Source organism: Treponema vincentii F0403, from assembly GCF_000412995.1.
Lineage (GTDB): Bacteria > Spirochaetota > Spirochaetia > Treponematales > Treponemataceae > Treponema > Treponema vincentii.
Window position 1 is genome coordinate 1,171,921 of sequence record NZ_KE332512.1, and the last position, 22,793, is coordinate 1,194,713.

The 22,793-nt window shown below is 48.3% G+C and carries 18 protein-coding genes and 1 tRNA gene; 9 read left to right on the forward strand and 10 right to left on the reverse strand.

What is annotated here, in order from left to right; translation table 11 throughout:
• Position 1: 1 nt before the first annotated feature.
• Genes HMPREF1222_RS05255 through HMPREF1222_RS05265 form a run of 3 tightly spaced genes read left to right on the forward strand, consistent with a single transcriptional unit; the run spans position 2 to position 3,040 of the window.
• Positions 2-1,324 (forward strand): acetyl-CoA carboxylase biotin carboxylase subunit, encoded by a 1,323-nt coding sequence (locus HMPREF1222_RS05255; RefSeq protein WP_016518516.1) that lies wholly within the window; start codon positions 2-4, stop codon positions 1,322-1,324.
• A complete protein-coding gene (locus tag HMPREF1222_RS05260) occupies positions 1,324-2,106 on the forward strand; it encodes an acetyl-CoA carboxylase carboxyltransferase subunit beta (protein WP_006188002.1) in 783 nt (260 codons plus the stop codon). The genes HMPREF1222_RS05255 and HMPREF1222_RS05260 overlap by 1 nt, the downstream gene beginning before the upstream one ends.
• Position 2,107: 1 nt before the next feature.
• Positions 2,108-3,040: an acetyl-CoA carboxylase carboxyltransferase subunit alpha gene (locus HMPREF1222_RS05265; protein ID WP_006188003.1), complete on the forward strand. Its 933-nt coding sequence runs from the start codon at positions 2,108-2,110 to the stop codon at positions 3,038-3,040.
• A gap of 111 nt (positions 3,041-3,151) precedes the next feature.
• Here HMPREF1222_RS05265 and HMPREF1222_RS05270 read toward each other — a convergent pair whose 3' ends face one another.
• The 4 genes from HMPREF1222_RS05270 to HMPREF1222_RS05285 form a co-directional block, all read right to left on the reverse strand.
• Positions 3,152-3,865 (reverse strand): hypothetical protein, encoded by a 714-nt coding sequence (locus HMPREF1222_RS05270; protein ID WP_016518517.1) that lies wholly within the window; start codon positions 3,863-3,865, stop codon positions 3,152-3,154.
• 582 nt (positions 3,866-4,447) lie between these two features.
• A complete protein-coding gene (locus HMPREF1222_RS05275; protein ID WP_006188005.1) occupies positions 4,448-5,296 on the reverse strand; it encodes a carbohydrate ABC transporter permease in 849 nt (282 codons plus the stop codon).
• 30 nt (positions 5,297-5,326) lie between these two features.
• Entirely contained in the window at positions 5,327-6,262 is a 936-nt protein-coding gene (locus HMPREF1222_RS05280) for a carbohydrate ABC transporter permease (protein WP_016518518.1), read from the reverse strand.
• Between the two features lie 172 nt (positions 6,263-6,434).
• Positions 6,435-7,739 (reverse strand): ABC transporter substrate-binding protein, encoded by a 1,305-nt coding sequence (locus tag HMPREF1222_RS05285; protein ID WP_016518519.1) that lies wholly within the window; start codon positions 7,737-7,739, stop codon positions 6,435-6,437.
• Positions 7,740-7,978: 239 nt separating this feature from the next.
• Between HMPREF1222_RS05285 and HMPREF1222_RS05290 the strand changes: the two genes are divergently transcribed.
• From HMPREF1222_RS05290 to xdhC, 6 genes are all read left to right on the forward strand, one after another.
• Positions 7,979-8,051: transfer RNA gene (locus tag HMPREF1222_RS05290), tRNA-Thr, on the forward strand.
• 135 nt (positions 8,052-8,186) lie between these two features.
• Entirely contained in the window at positions 8,187-9,464 is a 1,278-nt protein-coding gene (locus HMPREF1222_RS05295; protein WP_016518520.1) for an amidohydrolase family protein, read from the forward strand.
• 40 nt (positions 9,465-9,504) lie between these two features.
• A complete protein-coding gene (gene ade, locus HMPREF1222_RS05300; RefSeq protein WP_016518521.1) occupies positions 9,505-11,256 on the forward strand; it encodes an adenine deaminase in 1,752 nt (583 codons plus the stop codon).
• Positions 11,257-11,266: 10 nt separating this feature from the next.
• Complete coding sequence (gene xdhA / locus HMPREF1222_RS05305) at positions 11,267-13,564, forward strand: xanthine dehydrogenase subunit XdhA (protein WP_016518522.1); 2,298 nt, start codon at positions 11,267-11,269, stop codon at positions 13,562-13,564.
• A gap of 1 nt (position 13,565) precedes the next feature.
• On the forward strand, positions 13,566-14,447 hold the full coding sequence (gene xdhB, locus HMPREF1222_RS05310; RefSeq protein WP_006188014.1) for a xanthine dehydrogenase subunit XdhB: 882 nt from the start codon (positions 13,566-13,568) through the stop codon (positions 14,445-14,447).
• Between the two features lie 2 nt (positions 14,448-14,449).
• On the forward strand, positions 14,450-14,953 hold the full coding sequence (xdhC, locus tag HMPREF1222_RS05315; protein ID WP_006188015.1) for a xanthine dehydrogenase subunit XdhC: 504 nt from the start codon (positions 14,450-14,452) through the stop codon (positions 14,951-14,953).
• 178 nt (positions 14,954-15,131) lie between these two features.
• On the opposite strand, the gene mtaB is transcribed toward xdhC, so the two are convergent.
• From mtaB to HMPREF1222_RS05345, 6 genes are all read right to left on the reverse strand, one after another.
• Positions 15,132-16,628 (reverse strand): tRNA (N(6)-L-threonylcarbamoyladenosine(37)-C(2))-methylthiotransferase MtaB, encoded by a 1,497-nt coding sequence (mtaB, locus tag HMPREF1222_RS05320; protein WP_016518523.1) that lies wholly within the window; start codon positions 16,626-16,628, stop codon positions 15,132-15,134.
• 70 nt (positions 16,629-16,698) lie between these two features.
• Positions 16,699-17,337, reverse strand: coding sequence for a tetratricopeptide repeat protein (locus HMPREF1222_RS05325; RefSeq protein WP_016518524.1), 639 nt, complete (start codon positions 17,335-17,337; stop codon positions 16,699-16,701).
• Positions 17,338-17,350: 13 nt separating this feature from the next.
• Entirely contained in the window at positions 17,351-17,713 is a 363-nt protein-coding gene (locus tag HMPREF1222_RS05330; protein WP_016518525.1) for a bactofilin family protein, read from the reverse strand.
• 119 nt (positions 17,714-17,832) lie between these two features.
• The gene (locus tag HMPREF1222_RS05335; protein ID WP_016518526.1) at positions 17,833-18,780 is read right to left on the reverse strand and encodes an L-lactate dehydrogenase; all 948 of its coding nucleotides are present in this window, start codon (positions 18,778-18,780) and stop codon (positions 17,833-17,835) included.
• A gap of 128 nt (positions 18,781-18,908) precedes the next feature.
• Complete coding sequence (locus HMPREF1222_RS05340; RefSeq protein ID WP_016518527.1) at positions 18,909-19,679, reverse strand: outer membrane lipoprotein-sorting protein; 771 nt, start codon at positions 19,677-19,679, stop codon at positions 18,909-18,911.
• A gap of 131 nt (positions 19,680-19,810) precedes the next feature.
• Complete coding sequence (locus HMPREF1222_RS05345) at positions 19,811-22,561, reverse strand: efflux RND transporter permease subunit (protein ID WP_016518528.1); 2,751 nt, start codon at positions 22,559-22,561, stop codon at positions 19,811-19,813.
• Between the last annotated feature and the right edge of the window lie 232 nt (positions 22,562-22,793).

Below are 22,793 nucleotides of genomic sequence, written 5' to 3' on the forward strand. Positions count from 1 at the left end.
TATGATACGGAAAATGCTGATTGCAAACCGCGGTGAAATTGCCGTCCGCGTTATCCGCGCCTGCCGCGAAATGGGCATTGAAACGGTCGCTGTGTATTCAACTGCCGATAAAGAATGTCTGCACGTACAGTTAGCGGACCATGCGGTGTGTATTGGCCCGCCGCCTTCTTCCAAAAGTTATTTGAACAAGGATGCGCTGATCACCGCCGCGCTCTGTACCGGCTGCGATGCCGTGCACCCCGGGGTCGGCTTCCTGTCGGAAAATGCGGATTTTGCACGTGAGGTAGAAAAATCCCGTATGTTCTGGATTGGACCTAAACCAGACACTATAGAAATGCTCGGCGATAAGGTAAGAGCGCGGGAAACCGCTCAAAAAAGCGGACTGCCGATTACCCCCGGCTCTAAGGGCGCAATTACAACCAAAGAACAAGCGGCGGAAACCGCGAAGGAATGCGGTTATCCGGTTATCATCAAGGCAGCCTCAGGCGGCGGCGGCAAGGGAATGCGCATTGTCTGGAAAGAAGCCGACTTAGCCGAAAACCTCGCCATCGCATCCTCGGAGGCAGAAGCCAATTTTGCCGACGGGACGGTGTACATCGAAAAATACTTGAGCGACCCGCGCCATGTTGAGCTGCAGGTTATCGGCGACGGTGCTGGCGGTGTTGCGATTCTCGGCGAACGGGACTGTTCCGTGCAGCGGAATCACCAAAAGTTAATAGAAGAAAGTCCTTCACAGGCAGTAAGCGACGCAATGTACGATGCGATGTGTGCCGGGGCAAAGAAGCTTTTTTCCACGCTCAAGTATTGCGGAGCGGGTACCATCGAATTTCTCGTCTCCGGTGATCAGTTTTATTTTATGGAAGTGAATGCGCGTGTGCAGGTTGAACACCCCGTCTCCGAGATGGTAACCGGCACGGATATTATCCGTGAGCAGATCACCGTATGTACAGGCGGCAAAATGTCGCTGCCCGACGGCGTGCTACCGGTAAAGGGCTGGGCAATCGAAGCCCGCATCAATGCGCGTACCCCCGGTTTGATTACCAAGTTACGGATACCCGGCGGAAACGGCGTCCGCTTCGACGGCTTTCTCTATCAGGGCTATAAGGTGGTACCCTTCTACGATTCTATGATTGCAAAGCTGATTGTACACGGCGCAGACCGGGCGCAGACCATTAAAAAGCTGCTCTGTGCGCTGGATGAGCTGCACATCGAAGGTATCCAAACCAATATCGAAGAGCAAAAAACTATTTTGCGGTCGGCTCAGTTCCAATCGGGCACCTTCGGCACCAGTCTCTATGCACAATTATTTGAGGGAGAAAAATAATGGAATGTCCTCATTGTAAAAAACAATATGAGCGAGAAATACTTTTGAAATACTTGATGGTATGCCCCGACTGCGGCTGCCATCTCCGAATGGATGTATCAGAGCGAATTGCCTATCTTGCCGATAAAGATACGTTTGAAGAACTTGATCCTACTTTGCGAACGATGAATCCTATTCAGATGGCAGGGTATGAAGAAAAAATCTCCGCTGCGGAAGCAAAAACCTCGATGAATGAGGCGGTCGTTACCGGCAAGTGTAAGATAGAAGGTAGGGATGCGCTTTTAGGCATTATGTCGTTCGACTTCCTCGGCGGTTCGATGGGTTCGGTTGTCGGGGAAAAGATTTCACGGCTGATGATGAAAGGAGCCGCAGAACGGATACCGGTAATTATCTACGCAACATCGGGCGGCGCGCGTATGCAGGAAGGTCTTTTCTCGCTGATGCAGATGGCGAAGACCTCAAGCGCGGCGGCAGAACTGGATGATAAGGGCGTCCCGCTTTTTATCATGCTGTGCGACCCCACGACCGGCGGTGTAACGGCAAGCTTTGCGATGCTCGGTGATATTATCGCAGCGGAACCCAATGCGCTGATCGGCTTTGCAGGACCACGCGTTATCGAAGGCACTATTCATCAGCAACTGCCGGAAGGTTTTCAGCGTGCCGAATTTCAGCTTAAAAAAGGTTTTGTCGACTGCATTGTACCGCGCATCGAGCAAAAGCACTTTTTTGCCGTGATGATCGATGCCCATATAAATCCGCCGTTCGGCAAGGAAAGGAAATAACATGAGTAAAGAAAACGAACAGAAAACCGATCAGACCGAGCTTTTAATCGGCTTGCGCGATATTGCGGATAAATACGGACTCGACATTACCACCGAGTTAAAAACGATAACCGAAAAGCTGCAAGCAAGTTCCGCAATTTCGCAAGTATGGCGGAAGATTGAACTCGCCCGGCACAACGACCGTCCGCGCGCCCTCGATTATATCGATATGATTTTTGATAACTTCATCGAGCTGCACGGCGACCGCTGCTTCGGCGACGACCCCGCGCTGATAGGCGGCATTGCCTTTATCAATGGGATACCGGTAACGGTTATCGGCAACCAGAAGGGGCGGAACTTGCGGGAAACCATCGACCGGAACGGCGGCATGGCAAACCCCGAAGGCTATCGAAAGGCGCTCAGGCTTATCAAACAAGCGGAAAAATTCCACCGCCCCATCATCACCTTTGTGGACACGCAGGGCGCCTATCCGGGACTCGGTTCGGAGGAACGAGGCATCGCCGAAGCTATCGCGGTCAACTTACGTGAACTCAGCCGCGTTAAAGCACCGGTCATCTGCTTTGTCATTGGAGAAGGCGGCTCAGGCGGTGCTCTTGGCATCGGCGTCGGCGATAAGGTGTATATGCTGGAGAATGCGATTTTCTCGGTTATCTCGCCGGAAGGCTGTGCGTCTATCCTATTGCGGGACTCGAGCAAAGCGAAAGATGCTGCCGCGATGCTGAAAATTACCAGTCGCGAGGTATTGGGGCTCAAACTGATTAACGGCGTTATTGAAGAGCCGGTAGACGGCGCCCATACCAATCCGCAAAAAGCGGCGGACAAAATACGGGCTCAAATCCTGCACGACCTAGCGGATCTCTGCAAGCGCGACCCCAAAGTCTTGGTACGGTACCGCCGCAAAAAGATACACGCCATCGGGCTTTTCTCCGAATAACAAAAAACGCCTCTCAAGCACAAAACTTGAAGAGGCGTTTTATTCGCTTATTCACTCACAAGCATCCCTAAAAATCTAACGGAATTTTAGAGACATTTTATTCGATTATTCCTATTTCCGGTTTAATGTACCGTTAACCGTTAAAACGTTATCTTTTAATGCAAATTTCAAGGTTCCTTCATAATGGTAGGCTGCATCGGAGGCAAAAGTATCGTCTTTTAGCGGCACCTTATTCCAATCCAAATCGGACATTTTTGCCGGATCACCGCCTTCTTTGAGGTATTCGGGTTTGATCATATAACCGGTTTCGATCTTGTCCGTAATATCTTTTGCGATCTTCGCACCGGTTAGGATGTTAAAATTTCCTTTATTGTCGGTTTTTAACTCATACGCCGTTGCCTTGCGGGCAAACCGTATCGTAAGCGCACCGTCGGTGTTTGTTACTTGGAGTCCGTATTCTTCGACGAATTTCCAATCGGAAAGCGGGAATAAAAACAGACTGCGCAGTGCTGCCGGAATCGCGGCTTTCTTATCTGCGGCATTGCCTGCATAGCGGACAACATTAAATTCTTTTGTAGACCCCTTTAAACTGGCCCCCGAAACGGCATCGAATTTATCCTGCACCGTTTCTTGCTTTCCAAGCGTCCAATTAAAATAATTGGATTCATAATCCTGTTTGGCAATGTTCATTCTAAAATCGATTTTGACATCGGTTGCAGCATCGGTAGCCGCAGCCTTGGAAGATGCAGCATCGGCAGAGCCTGAGGCAAACGAAAAAGCACTTGCCAAAAAAAGAATCGATAATACGAAAACGGATTTTTTCATAATCCTGTCCTCCTAAAATAAAAGAAAATTTCGGATATTCCGGCTACACACAATTGTTTGCTTTGTGCAACTTTAGAACATCGAAGTACAGCATAACGGATTTCCTCTTAAAAGTAAAGTATGTTAGCAGAGATCATCTATGGTGAGTATGACACAGCATTTGATGCATTTGTCTTGTTTATTTTGAGCAACAGCTCTTCCGTAAGCCTTTTGAAAATAGCCTGTTAAGCAGTTGTACGTCCGTGTACAACTGCTTAACGACGAGTTTGCACTGCAAACTCGCTTCTGCCTAGAACCACGGACATCCTTGTCCGTTCTAAAACGACGAGGCGCGAGCACAAATTAACCGCAGGCACGCCCAAAATGAACATCCGTGTTCATTTTGGGCTGCAAGTTTGTAAACAAACTTGTTTCTGTGTGGAACCAGCGGCATACGGTATATAGCCTTCCGTAAGCCTTTTGAAATAGACGGTGCAGATACAAGAAGTACAGCAAAAAAGTACCGCAGGCGTATCTTTGATACGTTGAGGACACTTTTTTGCTGTACGACGCCGTAGATGCGCCGTATATTTCAAAAGGTGGTTAGCCCTTGCGGGATTCGTACACCACCGACCCTCCAATAAAGTATTTGGAAAGTCCGAAGAAGATCAGCATCATCGGGATACTGGCAATAACGGCGGCGGCCATCATCGCCCCTTCATCGGTACTCCGTTCGGCTGTGAACGAGGTGATGTACTGCGGAATGGTTTTCATGGTATCGGACTGAGAGACCAGCAGCGGCCACAAGAGGTTATCCCACTGTGTTCTAAACGAAAGGATGGCAAGCGTTGCGATAACGGGTTTACAGTTCGGCAGCACGATATGTGAATAAATGGAAAACTCGTGCATACCGTCCACACGCGCCGCATCCAAAAACTCATTCGGAAAGGTGATAAGATATTGGCGCATCATAAAAATACCGAAGGCGCTCACCATAAAAGGCAGAATCAGGCCTGTGTACGTATTTTGAATATGCAGCTTAGTCGCAATCATGTACAACGGTATCATAATAGCTTCAAACGGAATCATCATCGTCGCCATAATCAGCATAAAGATGAGGTTCCGTCCGCGGAATCTGAATTTTGCCAGTCCGTAACCGGTAATAGACGCCAGCAAAACCGTAGTAAACGATACGCTAACCGCGACGATAAACGAGTTGATAATATTCCGGACGTAAATGTAATTACCGTCGTTTCCTTTAATCGCCGTTATAAAATTGACATAATGCCAGCTGTCGGGTATCCACTTATACGGCATCTGCATAATCTCTTTTCCCGACATCAACGATGCGGTCAGCATAAAAATCAGCGGCATAACGGTAAATGCAGCCAGCGCCAGCAATAGTATAACTTTAATAACCGAAAGCGCTCCTACCGTCATAGATTGTTTCATATTTTCTCCTATGCGTCTTACGGCGCGCTCTTAATAATCCGTCTCGTCGGGTTTTGACGAACGGAACTGCAGCCATGTCAAAAAGAGCATTATCAAAAATAAGACAACACTCATCGCGCTTGCCCGCCCGATCCGCTGCAGCTTAATACCGGTTTGATAGATATTCAGCGTGATAACATTGATCGGCCCGAGCGAAGCGCCGTTCTGTGTAAATAAATATTGAGTGCTGAACGTCTTTAAACACTGCAGCATTGCCATAATCGAAACGAGTACAACCGTCGGTTTGAGGAGCGGAAGCGTTATAGACCAAAAGACTTGAAATTTATTGGCGCCGTCGATTAAAGCCGCCTCGTACACCACAGGCGGAATAGTCGAAAGGCCGGTAATAAACAGAATAACAAAGTATCCGATATATTTCCAAAAGTATACAATCATCGTCGAAAGCTGAAGCATCGTGCTGTTCAACAGCCATTGATGATCGATACCGGGAGTGGACAGGAGTTTGTTAATCCAATAATTTCCCAATCCGCGGGGATCAAAAATAAGCAGCCAAATAGCGGCGGCAACAACCGATGATAAAATAGCAGGCGTATAGTATGCTATCTGAAAGATTTTTTTAAAACTATCCCGCTTCAATGAACTGATAAGCACTGCAAACAAGAGGCTTAATATAACAAGCGGTATAAATGTCCCCAGCGTAAACACAACCGTTGCACGCAGCGAATTTAAAAACGACATCGGATTATCATAGCGGGAAGCATCAAAAATATAGAAATAATTTTGCAGCCCGACAAATTTCGGGGGAACATTGCTCAATACGCGCTTATCAAAAAAACTTTCGACAAACGCATTTATGATGGGATAAAAACTGAATACGGCAAAAAACAGCACCGCGGGAATAACAAAGATGACGCCCCACCGCGCGATCTTTTTTTCGATACCGCCGCTTTTTTTAGAGATAGACATAACCGCTTTTCCTTTACCGGCAGCCACGGGATAATCCGCTGCTGCCGAAACGTTGCAAGGCGAACACGAAATACTCCGCGCCGCCCTGCATCTTGTTTGATTTTTATGTAATATTCAGACACCCCTAACAAGTCGGCTGGCTTTTAGGGGTGTCTCATCATTTGCTATTTACTTATTTGTTTTCTTCGTCAAGAATTTCTTGAGCCGTTGCCCGCAAAGATACCAATGCTTTTTCGGGGCTTACGCCTGCAAGCATCACCGATTCAACTGCGGAACGGATTGCCGTTTGCAGCTCTGCGCTGTTTGCTCCGTAGTAAACGATATGAGCTTTGTTCATATCGTTGATAAACACTTCGGAATACGGCATGTCTTTAAGCGTCTGCGATTCGAGCAGTGCTTTGGTCGGCTGGATAATATTGCCGCCTTCCCGCAGGTAATCTTCACCGTGTTGCAGTAAAAAGCCGATAAGCTTCCATGCAGCCTGCTGTCTTGCTTTGGGAATATCGTTGTTGACCATCAAGAAATGCCCGTAATAGCAAGCGGGGACTTCTTTAACCGCATCTTTAAATTGAGGGAACGGTACAACCATCCATTCGCCGCTGTTATAGAAATCGGGGTTATCCTTGCGGATACGTCCCTGCTGATACAAACCGGTGTTGGCCATCGCAATATCGTTGTTATCTTTATTAAAGAGGTTGCGGGCACTCTTGTAAGTGGGAGAACCGAGGTTCTTTCCCGATGGTCCCCAATCGCGCATAAAGGTAAGGAACTTTATCCATGCCTCATCGCCGACAATCGCAGTCTTGCCGTCATCGCTGATCAGTTTTCCGCCCAGCTGTTCTACCATCGGAACAAATGCAACAAGATAATACGGATAGCGGAAATCGAAACCTCTGCGTACGAGGATATCGCCGTCGCGGATAACCAATTTTTCGGAAACGGCAACCATATCCTCCCATGTCTTGGGATAATCTTTTTCGGGATCCAGACCGGCATCACGGAAAATCTTCTTATTAATATAGATACACCAGTTGGTAATTTCCAACGGAAGACCGTACACCTGTCCGTCCTTTGTTACGGCGTTGAGGATTTCCGGTAAATAGCTATTGTAGATAGCTGCCTGATCCGCATAACCGGCAGCTTTCGCATCGACAGGAGCAACTCTGCCGTTCGCAACATAAGAATATTCGTCTTCGATAGACAAATTGAAAATATCAGGCCCTTGATTAGCCGCAAACGCGGTTTGAACCAGCTCGATCAGCTTTGCAGCACCCTGTGTCGTCCGCTCTACCTTGATATTCGGATTAGCTTTTTCAAACTCGGCAATAAGCTTTGTTTCAAGCTCGGTACGGGCGGGGTCTTCATGCGTCCAATAGATGAGCGTAATCGGCCCCTCTTCCTTCTTTTCCTGCGCACATGACATAACAGCCGCAAGCATCAGCGCTGCAGCAGTAACACCAATTAATTTTTTTAACATAATATCTCCCTTGCTGCCCGCATCTTAGGATGTGATTAGTACGATGCGAACATCTTTTCTATTGTCTCACACTATTCCCGAAACGTCAATCAAAAAAATAACACCGGAAGACAGCCGGCAGACAGTTCAATATTTTCCTGTCAATATTTTCCTTGACGTAACGAGCTTTTTTCCGTATACTATCGGAACCTTGTTTAAAAGAACTCTATGCGGTAAATCCGTGCCAGGTTCTTTTAATTGCCAACTTAGCTCACCCGGCAGAGCAGCACCCTCGTAACGTGCAGGTACTCGGTTCAAGTCCGAGAGTTGGCTTTTTTATCTTTTTCCTTTTAATTTCTTCACTAATCCTTATATATTGTGAGACATCCTAAAAAAAAATTAGTTTTTTGCGTTTTTTTGCTTGTTTTTGCGGTGAACCGTGCTATACTGGTACAAGGGTATTGCAGTATGAGTCAGACACAGTTTGTCGTTAAGGGTGATTTTATATCAGCCGTAACTAAAGACCTTCTTGTAACGCATCCGAATATGTATGCGCTGTGCAAAAGCGGAAGAATAATTGATTTTGTCAGTACATTACCGGAAGGCGAATGGGAGCATACTCCCTGCTTCGATTTTTCCGGTATGCTTATCGTGCCTGCGTGCGTGGATTTACACGTTCATGCGCCGCAGTATGCGTTCCGCGGAATGGGGATGGAGCTTGAACTCATCGATTGGCTGAATACCTATACCTTTCCCGAAGAAGCGAAATATGCCGATGCGGATTACGCTTTGCAGAGCTATCGGCTTTTTACCGATGACCTTGAAGCGAGTCCGTCCTGCCGCGCGGTAATCTTCGGTACCATTCATAACAGCGGCAATCGTGTGCTGGCGGATTTACTGAAAGCTAAAAAGATGCCGTGCCTCGTCGGCAAGGTGAATATGGATCGGAATGCGCCCGACTACTTATGCGAAACGGCGGAATCTTCTTTTGCGGCGACCCAAGCCTTTGTTGATTCATTAAAAAATGATGATACCGTTGCTCCTATTATAACGCCCCGCTTTGTACCTTCGTGTACGCCCGCTTTAATGGATAATCTCGGCAAACTGGCAGCAGCCCGGCACTTGCCTATACAGAGCCATCTTTCGGAAAACAAAAAAGAAATCGCGTGGGTGAAGGAACTTCATCCCGAATGCAAAAACTATGCCGAAGTGTACGACCGCTACGGTCTTTTAACCGATAAAACCATCCTCGCTCATTGTGTGCACCCTACCGACGAAGAAATAGAATTGCTGATTCGGCGCGGCACGTATATTGCGCATTGTCCCGAATCGAATATCAATTTAACCAGTGGCATTGCCCCGGTCGCGCGGCTTTTGGATGCGGGCGTTCATATTGGGCTCGGCTCCGATATTGCGGCAGGCTCCCAGCTTTCCCTGTTTAAAGCGATGATGTCGGCGCTTCAAGTTTCAAAAATGCGGCGGTATTTTTATGAAGGAGAGCGTGCGCTTTCCGTATCGGAGGCCTTATACCTTGGAACGAAAGGCGGCGGCTCCTTCTTCGGCGATACCGGCAGCTTTGAAAAAAACTTCTGGTTTGACGCAGTGGTGATTGACGACTCCCGTTTTAGCGCACGTACCGACTTTTCTATCGAACAGCGGCTTGAGCGTGCGCTCTATTTGACCGAGCGGGATAATATGGTCGCAAAATTTGTGCAAGGCCGCTGCGTATGGAATAAACGTGCGTAGGCGTCTATAAAAAATTAAATACATAATTGGGAGGTGTCGTATGGACGAAAAACGAATTATCGATATTGCAGCAGGACGGATAAAAGCCGATTTGGTGTTGAAAAATGCTTTTGTGCTTAATGTGTTTACCAAAGAATTTATTAAGCAGGATGTCGCGATTGCCGACGGTTATATCGCCGGTGTCGGGCAATATGACGGCGTGGAAGAAAAAGATCTAACCGGCAAGTATGTTTGCCCGGGGCTTATCGATGCACACATGCACATCGAATCGACGATGGCGCCTCCGCATAATTTTGCACAGCAGGCACTGAGGTGCGGTACAACCGCCGTTATTGCCGACCCGCACGAAATTGCGAATGTCGCCGGTGTTGACGGTATTCTGTACATGTTGGAAGATGCGCGGAAGGCGGTGTTTGCAGGTACCAATCAGCCGCTTGTTTCCATCTATTTTATGATACCGTCCTGCGTGCCGGCTACCGATTTTGAACATACCGGCGGCGCTATCACTGCCTACGATATAGAAAAATTATTGGAAGAGCCGAATGTACTCGGACTCGGCGAGATGATGAACTATCCTGCGGTCATCCGCGGGGAGGAAGCCGTATTGAAAAAGATTGCAGCCGCCCGAAAAAAGATATGTGACGGTCATGCGCCTTTTGTCCGCGGTAAAGAGTTGCAGGCATATTGTGCCGCCGGCATCCGTACCGATCACGAATCTTCATCCTATGAAGAAGCCTACGAAAAACTTCAGCAGGGTATGTACATACTGATTCGCGAAGGTTCTTCCGCACAGGATTTGGAACCCATCGTAACCGGAATGTTGGAGCATAAAACGGATACGGGACGCTTTGCATTCTGCACCGATGATAAAAAAATGAGCGATATATTGGCGAATGGACATATCGACAATAACGTACGCAAGGCAGTCTCGCTTGGATTGCCGGCAGAAGATGCGCTGTGTATGGCGAGCTTCCATGCGGCGCAGTGTTACGGCTTGACCGGCAGAGGCGCTATTGCTCCGCGGTATTATGCGGATATCGTCGTGTTTGATAATATCACTGATTTTCCGATTAACACGGTGTATAAGGCCGGTATCGAAGTAGACAGTATTCCCGTTGCACCTGAGTCAAAGGAAGCGGAACCGCAGAAGAACCGTTCGTTCTCCATTCAAAGAATTACTGACAGCGTGCACGTGGTTCCCGTGCCGCGGAGTGCTTTTAATGCCGATCATTTTATGCCGTCCGGTTCGGATAATTTCCATGTTATCGGTATGCAGCCGGGAAAATTGGTTACACAGCATTTAGTATTCCCGCGGCAGGAATGTACCGAATTGCTTAAAGAGGGCAAGCTCTGCTATCTGGCGGTTCTGGAGCGGCACAAGAACACCGGCAATATCGGCCGAGCTTTACTGTACGGTTACGGCGTATCGAAAGGGGCTGTCGCATCGAGTGTCGGCCATGATTCGCATAACATCATCGTAGCCGGTTCCAATGCTGCTGACATGCACCGCGCCGTAGAGGAAATAATCGACATGAAAGGCGGTGTAGCCGTTGTACAAAACGGTGTAGTGCTTAGCAAATTTGCGCTGCCGATTGGCGGTTTGATGAGCCCGATGGAACCGGGGCAGCTTGCCGATGCTATTCACCATGCGGCCGAGAAAGCGCATACTATCGGCGTATACCCCGAAGTTGAACCGCTGATCGGGTTGTCGTTCCTTGCGCTGCCGGTTATCCCCGAATTGAAGCTGACGGATACCGGTTTGTTCGATGTAGTAAAATTTCAGTTTATATAGGGAGGTAAAAATGATAGTTGGAAAAGCGGTGCCCCGTGTCGATGCTTACGATAAAGTAACCGGCAGGGCAAAGTATGCTGATGATTATTTTCACAGTGATTTTTTAGTTGCAAAGGTATTGCACAGTACCATCGCGAACGGACTGGTAAAAAAGATCGATACGAGCGCTGCGGAGAAAATTCCCGGCGTGGTTAAGATTGTTACCTGTTTTGATGTACCGGACATTTGTTTTCCGACTGCGGGACACCCGTGGTCTACCGAGGAGGCGCATCAGGATATTGCCGACCGAAAGCTGCTCAACAGAAGGGTACGGTATTACGGCGATGATGTTGCAGCTGTTATTGCGGAAGATAATGTGACCGCCGAACGCGCGTTAAAGGCCATCACCGTCGAGTATGAAGAATATCCGCCTATTCTGGATGTGCATCAAGCGATGTCCCCTGAAGCAACCGTTTTACACGAAGCGTTCCCGGGCAATGTGCTGAAGCATACGGTGTTTAGCGTAGGCCAGTATGAAGAAACGCCGGATGATCCCGATACGGTTATGTTTGAAGGCGATTATGCCGTATCTCCTATTTCTCACTGTCATATCGAAAATCCCGGCTCGTATGCCTATATGAAGGGCGGAAAGATTATCGTGGTGTCTTCCACGCAGCTGCCTCACATTTGCCGCCGCGTGTGCGGACAGGCGCTTGGTATCGACTGGGGAAAGATACGGGTTATAAAGCCGTATATCGGCGGAGGCTTCGGCAACAAGCAGGATATCCTGTATGAGCCGCTGAATGCCTATCTTTGTACGCTGGTCGGCGGACGGTGCGTACAGCTGTCCGTTTCGCGGGAAGAAACCTTTATGTGTACCCGCACGCGCCATGCGATGGAATTCCACATGAAGACAACAGTGCGGAAGTCGGACGGCAGGTTCATTTCGCGTAAAATGCTCTGCTATTCTACAAAGGGCGGTTACGCTTCACACGGACACGCCATTACCGCGAATGCCTCCAACGAGTTTAAGCAGCTCTATTCGGCTGAAAAGGGAATCATTTCCGAAGCGTATTCCGTGTTTACCAATCATATTACCGCAGGGGCTATGCGCGCGTATGGGATTCCGCAAGCGGATTTTGCCCTTGAATCTTTTATGGATGATATGGCGCTCAAACTGAATATGGATCCTATCGATTTGCGGCTCAAGAACTGTATGCGGGAAGGGTACGAAGACCCTGTTACAAAGATTAGAGCAAACTCGGACGGGCTGTATCAGTGCTTGCAGAAAGGCCGCGAGGTGTTCCACTGGGATGAGCTGCGGAAAAAGTATGCGAATCAAACAGGGCCGGTGCGCCGCGGTGTCGGAGTTGCCTGCTTTAACTACAAAACCGGCGTTTACCCGATCTCGCTCGAAACCGCCTCCGCCCGTATTGTGCTCAATCAGGACGGCAGTATTCAAATTCAGATGGGCGCAACGGAAATAGGGCAAGGTGCAGATACGGTGTTCAGCCAGATGGCTGCCGAAGTGCTCTCGCTGCCGATGGATAAGGTCTACATTTTTTCCGAGCAGGATACCGATGTCAGCCCGTACGACAGCGCGGCTTATGCATCGCGGCAAACATACGTGAGCGGCAAGGCGATTAAAAAGACAGCCGAATCGCTTAAACGGAAGATATTGGATTATGCGGCGTGGATGCTCGATATGAAGGCCGATGAACTTGATCTGCAGCATGAAAAAATTATTGTCCGTAGTACCGGCGAAGAGCGGCTTACCTTGGAAGAGGTCGCAATGGAAAGCTGCTATAGTATGAAAGAATCCAATCACCTCAGCGCGGAAGAAACATCGCATTGTACCGATAACTGCTTCTCGTTCGGTGCAACCTTTGTTGAGATTGAGGTTGATATTCCGGTCGGCAAAATCAAGGTATTGAATATTCTGAACCTGCACGACAGCGGTACGCTTATCAATCCGCAGCTGGCAGCAGCTCAGGTACACGGCGGCATGGGAATGGGAATCGGCGCTGCGACTGCCGAACAGATGCTCTACGATAAGAAAGGCAAGCTGCTGAATGGGAACCTTTTGGACTATAAGCTGCCGACGGCGATGGATCTTCCTGATTTACACGAGCTGTTTATCGAAAATGCCGACCCCACCGGCCCCTTCGGGAATAAATCACTGGGCGAGCCGCCGATTATTTCGCAGCCGCCGGCAATCCGCAATGCGCTGCTTCATGCCACCGGCGTTGCCATTAACAAGCTGCCGCTTAATCCTCAGCGGCTTTTTGAAGCGTTCAGCGAGAGCGGGCTGCTGAAGGAGGTAATCTAATATGTACGATATGGAAAGTTTTTATCAAGCGACATCCATCGCCGATGCCGTAAGCGCCTTAGTCCGTACCGAAAATCCGGTTATCCTTGCCGGCGGCACCGACGTGCTGATTCAAATGCGGGAAGGTAAACTTGCCGGACGGAATGTCGTGTCTATTTTCGGCATCCCCGAATTGCGCGGGGTGAGCATAGATGAGGAAGGTACGATCCGTATCCGGCCGCTGACGGTCTTTAGCGAATTAACCGGAAGCCCCATCGTGCAAAAGCACTTACCGATGCTCGGCTATGCGGCCGATCAGGTAGGCGGGCCTCAGATACGGAATATGGGAACGGCAGGCGGGAACATCTCCAACGGTGTAACGAGCGCTGACACCGCTCCGAGCCAGCAATGCTATAACTCGGTTGTCGAAATTACCGGCCCGGACGGCGTGCGGTTGGTTCCCGTACAGGAATTTTACGTCTCCGCCGGAAAGGTGGTGCTGCAAAAAGGCGAGTTGGTAACCTCATTCCTCATTAAAAAGAAGGACTACGAAGGTTTTACCGGCGATTACATTAAGTACGCGATGCGTAATGCGATGGATATTGCGAACTTGAGCTGCGCCTCTCTCGTAAAAACCAAACGGGAAAACGGCGCCTTAAAAATCGACGAGGTGCGTATGTGTTTCGGTGTTGCCGCGCCGGTACCGCTGCGCTGTAAAAATACCGAGGCTTTTTTGACCGGTAAAGAAATCAACGATGCGTTATATGAAGGCTTGCAGGAAGTGCTCCTCACGGATATCAACCCCCGTGACTCGTGGCGTGCGTCAAAAGCGTTCAGAGTTAATACCGCCAAGCAAATAGCGGTGCGATCTTTACGGAAAGCTGTCGAGCGGCAGGAGGTGTAGGCATGTTAAAAATTATTACAATGACGGTGAACGGAAAAAAGCACGAGCTTGCGGTCGATGTTCGGGAATCGCTTGCAGACGCGCTCCGCAATAGACTTTCGATGACGAGCGTTAAAAAGGGCTGTGAAGTAGGAGAATGCGGCGCCTGTACCGTGTTGGTGGATGGAGTGTCTGTTGACAGCTGTATTTACCTTGCAGTATGGGCAGACGGCAAGAGTATTTTGACGGTTGAAGGACTACAGGGCGAAAACGGAGAACTCAATCCGGTGCAGCAGGCCTTTATCGATGAAGCTGCCGTTCAGTGCGGCTTCTGTACCCCCGGGCTTATTATGACAGCGGTGGAAATTGTCGGAAGCGGAAGGCTGTATACGCGGGAAGAGCTGCGTAAGCTTATCTCCGGGCACTTGTGCCGCTGTACCGGCTACGAAAACATCCTCCGCGCGGTCGAAAAAGCGATGAAGCAAAACCTTGAAAACCTTGAGCAAATAAAAAAGGCCGGTGCGTAATACTACTTGGGTAATACTATTAAGGAAGAAAAACGGGGCTGTCCAAAAACTGCAAGCTTATCGGCTTGTTCTGTAAGGAAAACGGGGATATCTCAAAAGCTGGTTACTTTTTCGACATCTCCGTTTCCATTAAGCTATCCGCTTTGCGGACTCTGCGAATCGGTTTTTAGATGAGCCCTCATCTATGCGGGCGGGAAATAATGTCCGTTAATACGGCGCCTTCTTCTTGTACCTGCACTCGAACGTATTCGCCGCCGAGCAAAACTACCCCGCTCGATAAGCTCTCTTTAATTAACGGCAGCGAAAGATAATTTTCCGTAATGACCGTTATACGGCCGTTGCGCGGCGCTTCGGTAACTCCATATACAAACTTTCCATCCCATCCGTGTAAATATGCCACAGCCTGTGTTTCCGCAAGTTCGTTCAGCTTTTTTACCCGCTGTCCTGCGATGCGTTCGGGTACCTTGGGCTGCATTTCCCACGCCTTCGTTCCCGGACGGGCGGAAAAAGGAAAGGCATGTATCCCTGCAAAATTAAGTTCGCGGCACATACGATACGTTTCCTCAAAATCTGCTTCCGTTTCACCGGGAAAACCGGTGATAATATCCGCACCGATGAACGGATCACCTTTTACACGGCGAAGTTCGGAAACTGCGTGATAAACGGTCGTATTTTTGTATCCGCGGTGCATCGTTTTCAGCACGGCGTCGCTACCCGATTGCACTGAAAGGTGAAAGTGAGGGCAAATTCGCGGATGCGCCAGTAACGGAACGAGCGCTTCGTCTATCCTGTCCGGATAGAGGCTCGAAATACGGACGCGGATAGTGCTGTTTTCCAATATAAGCTTTAGTATACCGGCGAAGTCTCCGGCTTCGCTCCGGTACTGCGAGAGGTTTACGCCTGTCAGCGTTACTTCCGGAACACCGGTTTCTTCAATACATCGCAGCCGTTCAAGTACTTCGGCTGCCGGCAGCGAAACGGATTTTCCCCGTGCAAGCCGTATCCTGCAATAGGCGCACGCATCGTTACAGCCGTCTTGAATTTTCAGCAATGCACGGGAATGGAATAAAAAGTGCGGAGAGCTGAGCGCAAATAGCGGTTTTCTCTGTATGCTGTGCCCGGGTTGGTCCCCTACCGGCTTATGATGCCGCGGCTTGTCTTGCGGTATTCTGCCCGTCAAACCGCTAAGATAGGTTCGTAACGCGCTTAAAAAAAAGGCCGTGTCAAAATAGGCGCTGCCGCGAACCAATTCTGCAAAATAGGCCGGTATTGCCGTCAATAGATCTTTCTGCTGCCCGGGAAAGGCCAGCACGTGAGGATGCAGCGCTTCTATCTCGGCTGCTTCCAGCTGAGCGTAGCATCCCGTTACCAAAATAACGGCGTAGGGATGTTCCTTTATCAATAATCTGATAAGCCTACGTGCCTTTTGTTCGGCTTTTCCAGTTACGGTACATGTGTTTACAAAGCAAAGAGCCGTTTGTTCGGGAGGTACTGCGGCATATAACCGGATGGGCGTTTCGGTAATATTTACAGGGGAAAATCCGGCATAATCGGTATGTCCGGTATATATGGAGAAACCCGCATCGATGCACAGTGCCGCAAAGGATTCTGCCTCTGCCTGATTAAGTCTGCATCCGAGCGTTTCAATTCGTATTGCGCATAATTGAGTATTCATATTAACGGAGAAACCTTACAAAATCGGAATCCGGCAGAAAGTCAAGTGAAAAGAGAACAACTGCGGCAGACTAAAGGCGGTGCAGGACGCGCTCATATCCTTTTTGAGCATCCGTTGAATTTTTATTCAGCTGCAGTGCAGATGAATAGGCTTCCAAAGCTGCCCTGTATTCTTTTGCCTGTTCCCGTGAGTATGCAAGCCGCGTCCACCATACGCTATTGAGCGGTTCCAGCCGGATTGCCGTAGAAAAAGCAATATCGGCGTGGCGGTACTTTGCCATCCGTAAATACAATTCCCCGATATGATAATACACCCCGCTCAGCTTAGTACCGTTAGGCGCATACGCGATATAATCTTCAAACAAATGCAGGCTTTCTTCGTTCCTGCCGAGGTGATAGAGCGCTTGCGCATGACTTTCGATAAGACGCGGGTCGTATTGAGAAATAACCCGGCCTTTAACAATCCAGTCGGCCGCTTCCTGATAGCGTTCATCGGCAAGAAGCGCCCATGTCAACACAACATAGCTATCGATATTGCGGGGCATCCGTTCTATTTCATTTAAGCAAACCGATGCCGCTTCCTTGTATCTGCCTTCGCGGTATAACACCAGCGCGTCATCGGCTTTTTGCGCATAAAGATAGTACGGAAATAAGATATATAAAAAGAGCAATCCGATGCCGGCCGGAAAGCCTTTGCGAAGGGTACGCACGTCCTTAAAACCTCTATTGCCGATTCATTGTACAGATTCCGCTGAAAAAGCAGCCGCTATCCAATATCACCTCAGGCGCCGTTACATCGCCGGTTAATTTACCCGAAGCGAATACATGTACGGAAGTTGTGGCGGTAACATTACCGATTACCTCGCCTTTAATAATAACGCGGTCGGCATTTATCTTTGCCTTTACTTTTGCATATTCGCTAATCATTAAATCGCTTGAAGATTGAATGGTACCTTGCACGGAACCCTTTATCATAAAAGGTTTTTCAAACTTAATGATCCCGTCAAAGACGATATCCTCAGCTAAAACCGTATCGTAATCTTCTTCATCCAAATCTATCAGCGCTATTTTATCCGATTCTATCATGGGTAGCAGAATAACAATGTTTAGGCGTCGAGGTCAAGGGGTTGGGGATGTCTCAAAAGTTGGTTACTTTTTCGCCATCCCCGACGGTCTCACACTCCCAATGAATACAAACGCATCATTTAACGGATGGAGGCGAGGGCTTCCTTCAGGCGTCCTGCGCTTGATTCAAGCGCGGACTGTTCATCTTTGGGTAATTCGCCTTCGATAATCCGTTCAACGCCGCCTCTGCCGATAATACACGGAACGCTTAAACAGACATCATGGAGACCGAATTCGCCGTTGAGGGTCATCGATACTGAAAGAATACTGCGTTCATTCCGTAGAATTGCACCGGCTATTCTGGTAAGCGCCAGACCGACGGCAAAATAGGTTGACCCTTTATAGTCGATGATATGATATGCCGAGTGGCGCACTTCGTCCAGGATTTTTTGTTTGTCAAAGCGGATACCCGAATTGCAAAGTCCGCTCCGGCAGTATTCGTCGATGCGTTGCCCCGCGATGGTTGTCATCGACCATGCGGCAAATTCGCTGTCGCCGTGTTCGCCGAGGATGTATCCGTGTATATTACGGGCATCGACGCCGCATTCTTTGCTGAGTACATAGCGGAAGCGGGCGGTATCCAAGACAGTACCTGAACCGATTACCCTGCCGCGTTCCCAGCCGCTTGCTTCACAGGCCACCTTAGTAAGGATATCGACAGGATTGCTGACGAGCAGCATAACGCCTTTGCAGCCGCTTACGGCAATTTCCTTCGCAATGGTTTCGATAATGGCGGCATTTCGTTTTAAGAGATCTATTCGTGTTTCGCCCGGCTGCTGTTTTGCACCGGCTGTTATTACGATAATATCGCTGTCCGCATAATCGGTTTGACTGCCGGTGTGGATATCGACCTGCGGTAAAAAGGGTAGGCCATGGACAAGATCCATCGCCTGCCCTTCCGCAAAGTTTTTATTCATATCGGTTATTGCAATTTCATCGGCAAAACCGCTTTGAGCCAATGCATACGCAAAGGTAGCCCCAACAGAGCCTGCGCCGACGATTGTTACCTTTCGTTTTTTCTGATCCATAAAATCTCTCCTCATAAAATAATTTCGGTACTACTCAAAACACAATAGGTATGAGCAGTTCCGTACACGGTTATTATACACTTTTGGATAGATAAATTATAGATAGGCAATTAACACACTCGCTATTGCTAACGGCCTTGCTCCAGATACCGGGGAGTAAAAATCTTGTCGGGTATATTCATATTATATTGCATCTTTATAATGTGAATGGTTGTCGCCGTATTCATTGCAAGGGTTGTCATTTTAGTAATCCGCGGAGTATCCACGCCTTGGGTTGCCTCGTAATTGCTCATCTCCATGATTTTTACCAATACGTTTTTCCGGTCATAAAAGGCAATTTTTACCAAATGCCTACTCCCCTTCTCCACCCATACATTGGTTTTGGAATATTCGGACTTTGTATCCTTGGGAACACCTTCGATAACATAGCACAAGGCACCGCCGTATTCTTCCTCACGGAGCAACGTGTATGTGTCCAAACTGCTGTCCCGCTGCAAATACGACATATCGTTGTACGAAAAATCGGTACCGAGGAAACTTTCGGTACCTTCCGATTCACCGGTAATACGGCGGACTTTACCGAGCGCCGGTAAATAAATCCGCTGATCGATAACGCCGTCTTTTGCGACCATCAAAAACCGTGTGCCCTTTACATTTGCGGGCGATTTGATTTCCAAAAAAGTACGGTGGTCGTTTTCTTTTTGTACGGAATACTGATCGACCAACAGCTCCGCCATTGTGATACCGTTCCGCTGAATTTCCATCTTTGCCCGCGTTCCGATTGTTTCAATCGTTATTTGCGACGGAGCGCCTTTCATAATGGATTCGGCGGACTCTTCGGCAAAAAGAACCGCGGCGCTGCATATCAACAAAAAACAAAGCATCGATAATTTTTTCATCCCTCGCTCCCATAAAAATTTCAAAAAAATATCAGGGAACCTCTAAAAACTTCAGTCTTTAGAGGTTTTCCTTAGATGTAATTTACGATGTAAAATATCATCAATAATCCGCCGCCCGGCAAGTAGATTCTCTACTCAAGATTATCTTCCGAAACGGATTCCGCATTATCCCCCGGCAAGGGTTTGGTAATAAACCGCGGTTTTACAATCGAAAGAATAGTCGGCAGTACCGTTAAGCTTGCAAAAGAACTGGTGCCCATCACCAAGGCAATCAGTAAACCGAGTTCGGACAGCATATTAAATTTTGACAGCATCAAAACGGCAAAACCTGCACCTACGGATACCGCATTAAACAGAATCGCCTTGCCCGAACCGTAGAAAGTATAGATAAGGAAATTCCGATCATTACGCCGTTTGATACATTCATGATGATAAGCCGCCAGATAGTGAATTGTATAATCGATACCGATACCGATTGCAAAGCTTGCCACCATCGCCGTGCCGATATTGAGCTTTATGCCGACCATTCCCATAAAACCGAAATTCAATGCAACGGAGATCATCAACGGAATAAGCCCGATAATACCGGCAACTATTGAGCGGTAATAGAACGCTAAAATGAGGAATACGATGCCGAAAGAAACCGCCACGGAAATCAGCTGTGATTGTACTACAAGAGTATTTAAGGACTGTTCGATAAACATCGAACCGTTCGGCTCTACGGTTATATCCTTGGGAAAATTGTCCTTAACAAACGCCATAATCGCTTGCAGCGCTTTTTCGCTGTCTTGCTGCCCGACCGTCCGCAGTTGAATATTTACTTTCAGCGTAGTCGGCGCGTTCGTATCGTCGATAAAGTCCTGTATACTGCCACCCATCAGTATCAGATAATTTTGAATAAGCGCCGCAAGTTCCTCCTGCGTTTCTTTGCCGTACTTTTGAGGATTCGTAGGAATTTCGTAGTAGGAAGCACCTTTATAATTGATATCTTTCTTTAAGGCATCAACCAATTCGGTGGCGGAAACATATCTGCCGCGGCGCGCGGTTTGGGCATCTGCAAGTTTTTCGATAATTTCGGAAAAAGTATACACCCTCTCTTTTTGTGTTTCCGCTGCGGCATGCCCGGTATTATCGGCAGCGGGCTGTTCCGCATCATCAAAGCTTCCGAAATCCCCAAAGTCGCCGAAGTCTCCAAAAGTATCTTCTTCCGAATCCGTACCGCTGCCTACCGAAATAGAGCCGTCTCCCGATTGCCCGCCGGATGGCGGCTGCGAGGCCGTATCTGCAACTGCAAGACCTGCAGCAGGGGCATCCGCATTATATACCTGATTAAACCGTTTAATGACATCCGCAAGCGATGTAATCTTTCCTACTTCGGGGATATTTTCTTCTGCGTATTCGGCAAGGGAATCGATTGCCTGCAATACATCGGGACGGATAACATCGCCCTGTTTTTCTCCCGTAATGATTAGGTTCAGCAACTTTGACCCGCCGAAATTTTCGCGGATAAATGTGTCGGAACGGACAACCTGTACATCAGGTTCAAAATATTCCATTAATACGTTGTCAATAACGAGCTTTGAAATACCTAAGCCTGCAAAGATAATACAGGCCAGACTGACTAAAAGCACGCTGCGCTTATGCGCATGGACAATCATCAGCGTATCGGCGATAATCCGATCGATAATGCCGGTGTGACTCGGCTGTGCCCCAAACTTACCCTTGATGGTCGGATTATGCGGCCCGCGCAGCATAAGGATTGCAGGGATAAGGGTTACCGCCACGACAAAGGCCGACAGCACGCCGAAGCTTGAAAATATACCGAATTCAAAAATCGGAACAACGCTCGTAAAGCAGAATGACACAAAGCCGGCAAACGTCGTAAGCGCCGCCAAAAAGACCGGCGGAATAACCCGCGACATCGCTTCGATAATCTGTGCCGAATGGGTTTCCGCAGAAATCTCTTTGCTTTGTGTTACCTCATCAAAATAATGATTGATAACATGAATACCGTACGCGCTGCCGACGGCAATCAAAATAACGGGCAGCACCGTCGAAAGGATGGTCAACGGAATTTGCAGCAGCGCCATTGCGCCGAGCGCCCACACACACGAAATAATAACGGTAAGCAGGGGCAAAAATACGCCGGTAAATCTTCTAAACGAAAAAAATAAAACCCCGGCTACCACCACAACGACGATGGGTACAAGAAGCATTAAATCGTGTCCCGTCGCTTCATTGACAATCTCGCTAAAAACCGGCGCACCGGTTACATAGGTAACGGAATCCGGACAATCCCATTCTGCAGCAAGCCGCATCACCTCACGGCACACGGCAACCGTTTCCGGCAATCCGCTTTCTTCCTGCTTTACATTAAGGAAGATAATCGTCTGCGTTGCCTTTAAATCGTCCGAAACCAAGCTGCGGTTATAGATATCCAACGAACGAAGTTTTTGGGTTATTGCATTCAGCTCCTCAGAAGAGCCGGTCAAATGCTCCGGCACCAGTTTTTCGCTTACAATAGAATCGCCTACTGCTTCTATATGAGTTGTCGTTGTGAGCGAGACGATGTTTTTTACCAACGGCAGCGCTAGCAGCTGTTTATCCAGCTCCTGCATTTTTTGTAAGAATTCCCGGTCTACGACGGTAGAATATTTCCGTTGGATCCCGATAAGGAGCGGAACCGAATCGCCGAATATTTTTGCCATTTCGGCATCGGCAATACGGGCAGGATCGCTTTCCGGTATAAATCGAAAATTATTGTTATCAAACCGCATACGCGGAAGCTGCAACGCAAAAAAGAGCGTGATGCCGAGGATAATACCCAAAATAACACGCGGATGTTTGTATAGTTTTTTAACCAGTGCGTCTTTTAGACTCATAAGCACCTACTTTGACAAGCGGGAAACGGATATCTTAAAAGCCGGTTACTTTTTCGCCATCCCATCCCAAAGATTATTTAAGAGACCCTATACTATACTCCCGTACGAGTAAAGTCAAGGTTGAGGATTTTCTCCTTTTTTTAATTATGGGGATAAAAATATAGGGATACAAAAAAGCCGCCCCAAGCAGAAATCTTCTTAAACTCAAAGCGGCCAATGTAATGTTTTCAAT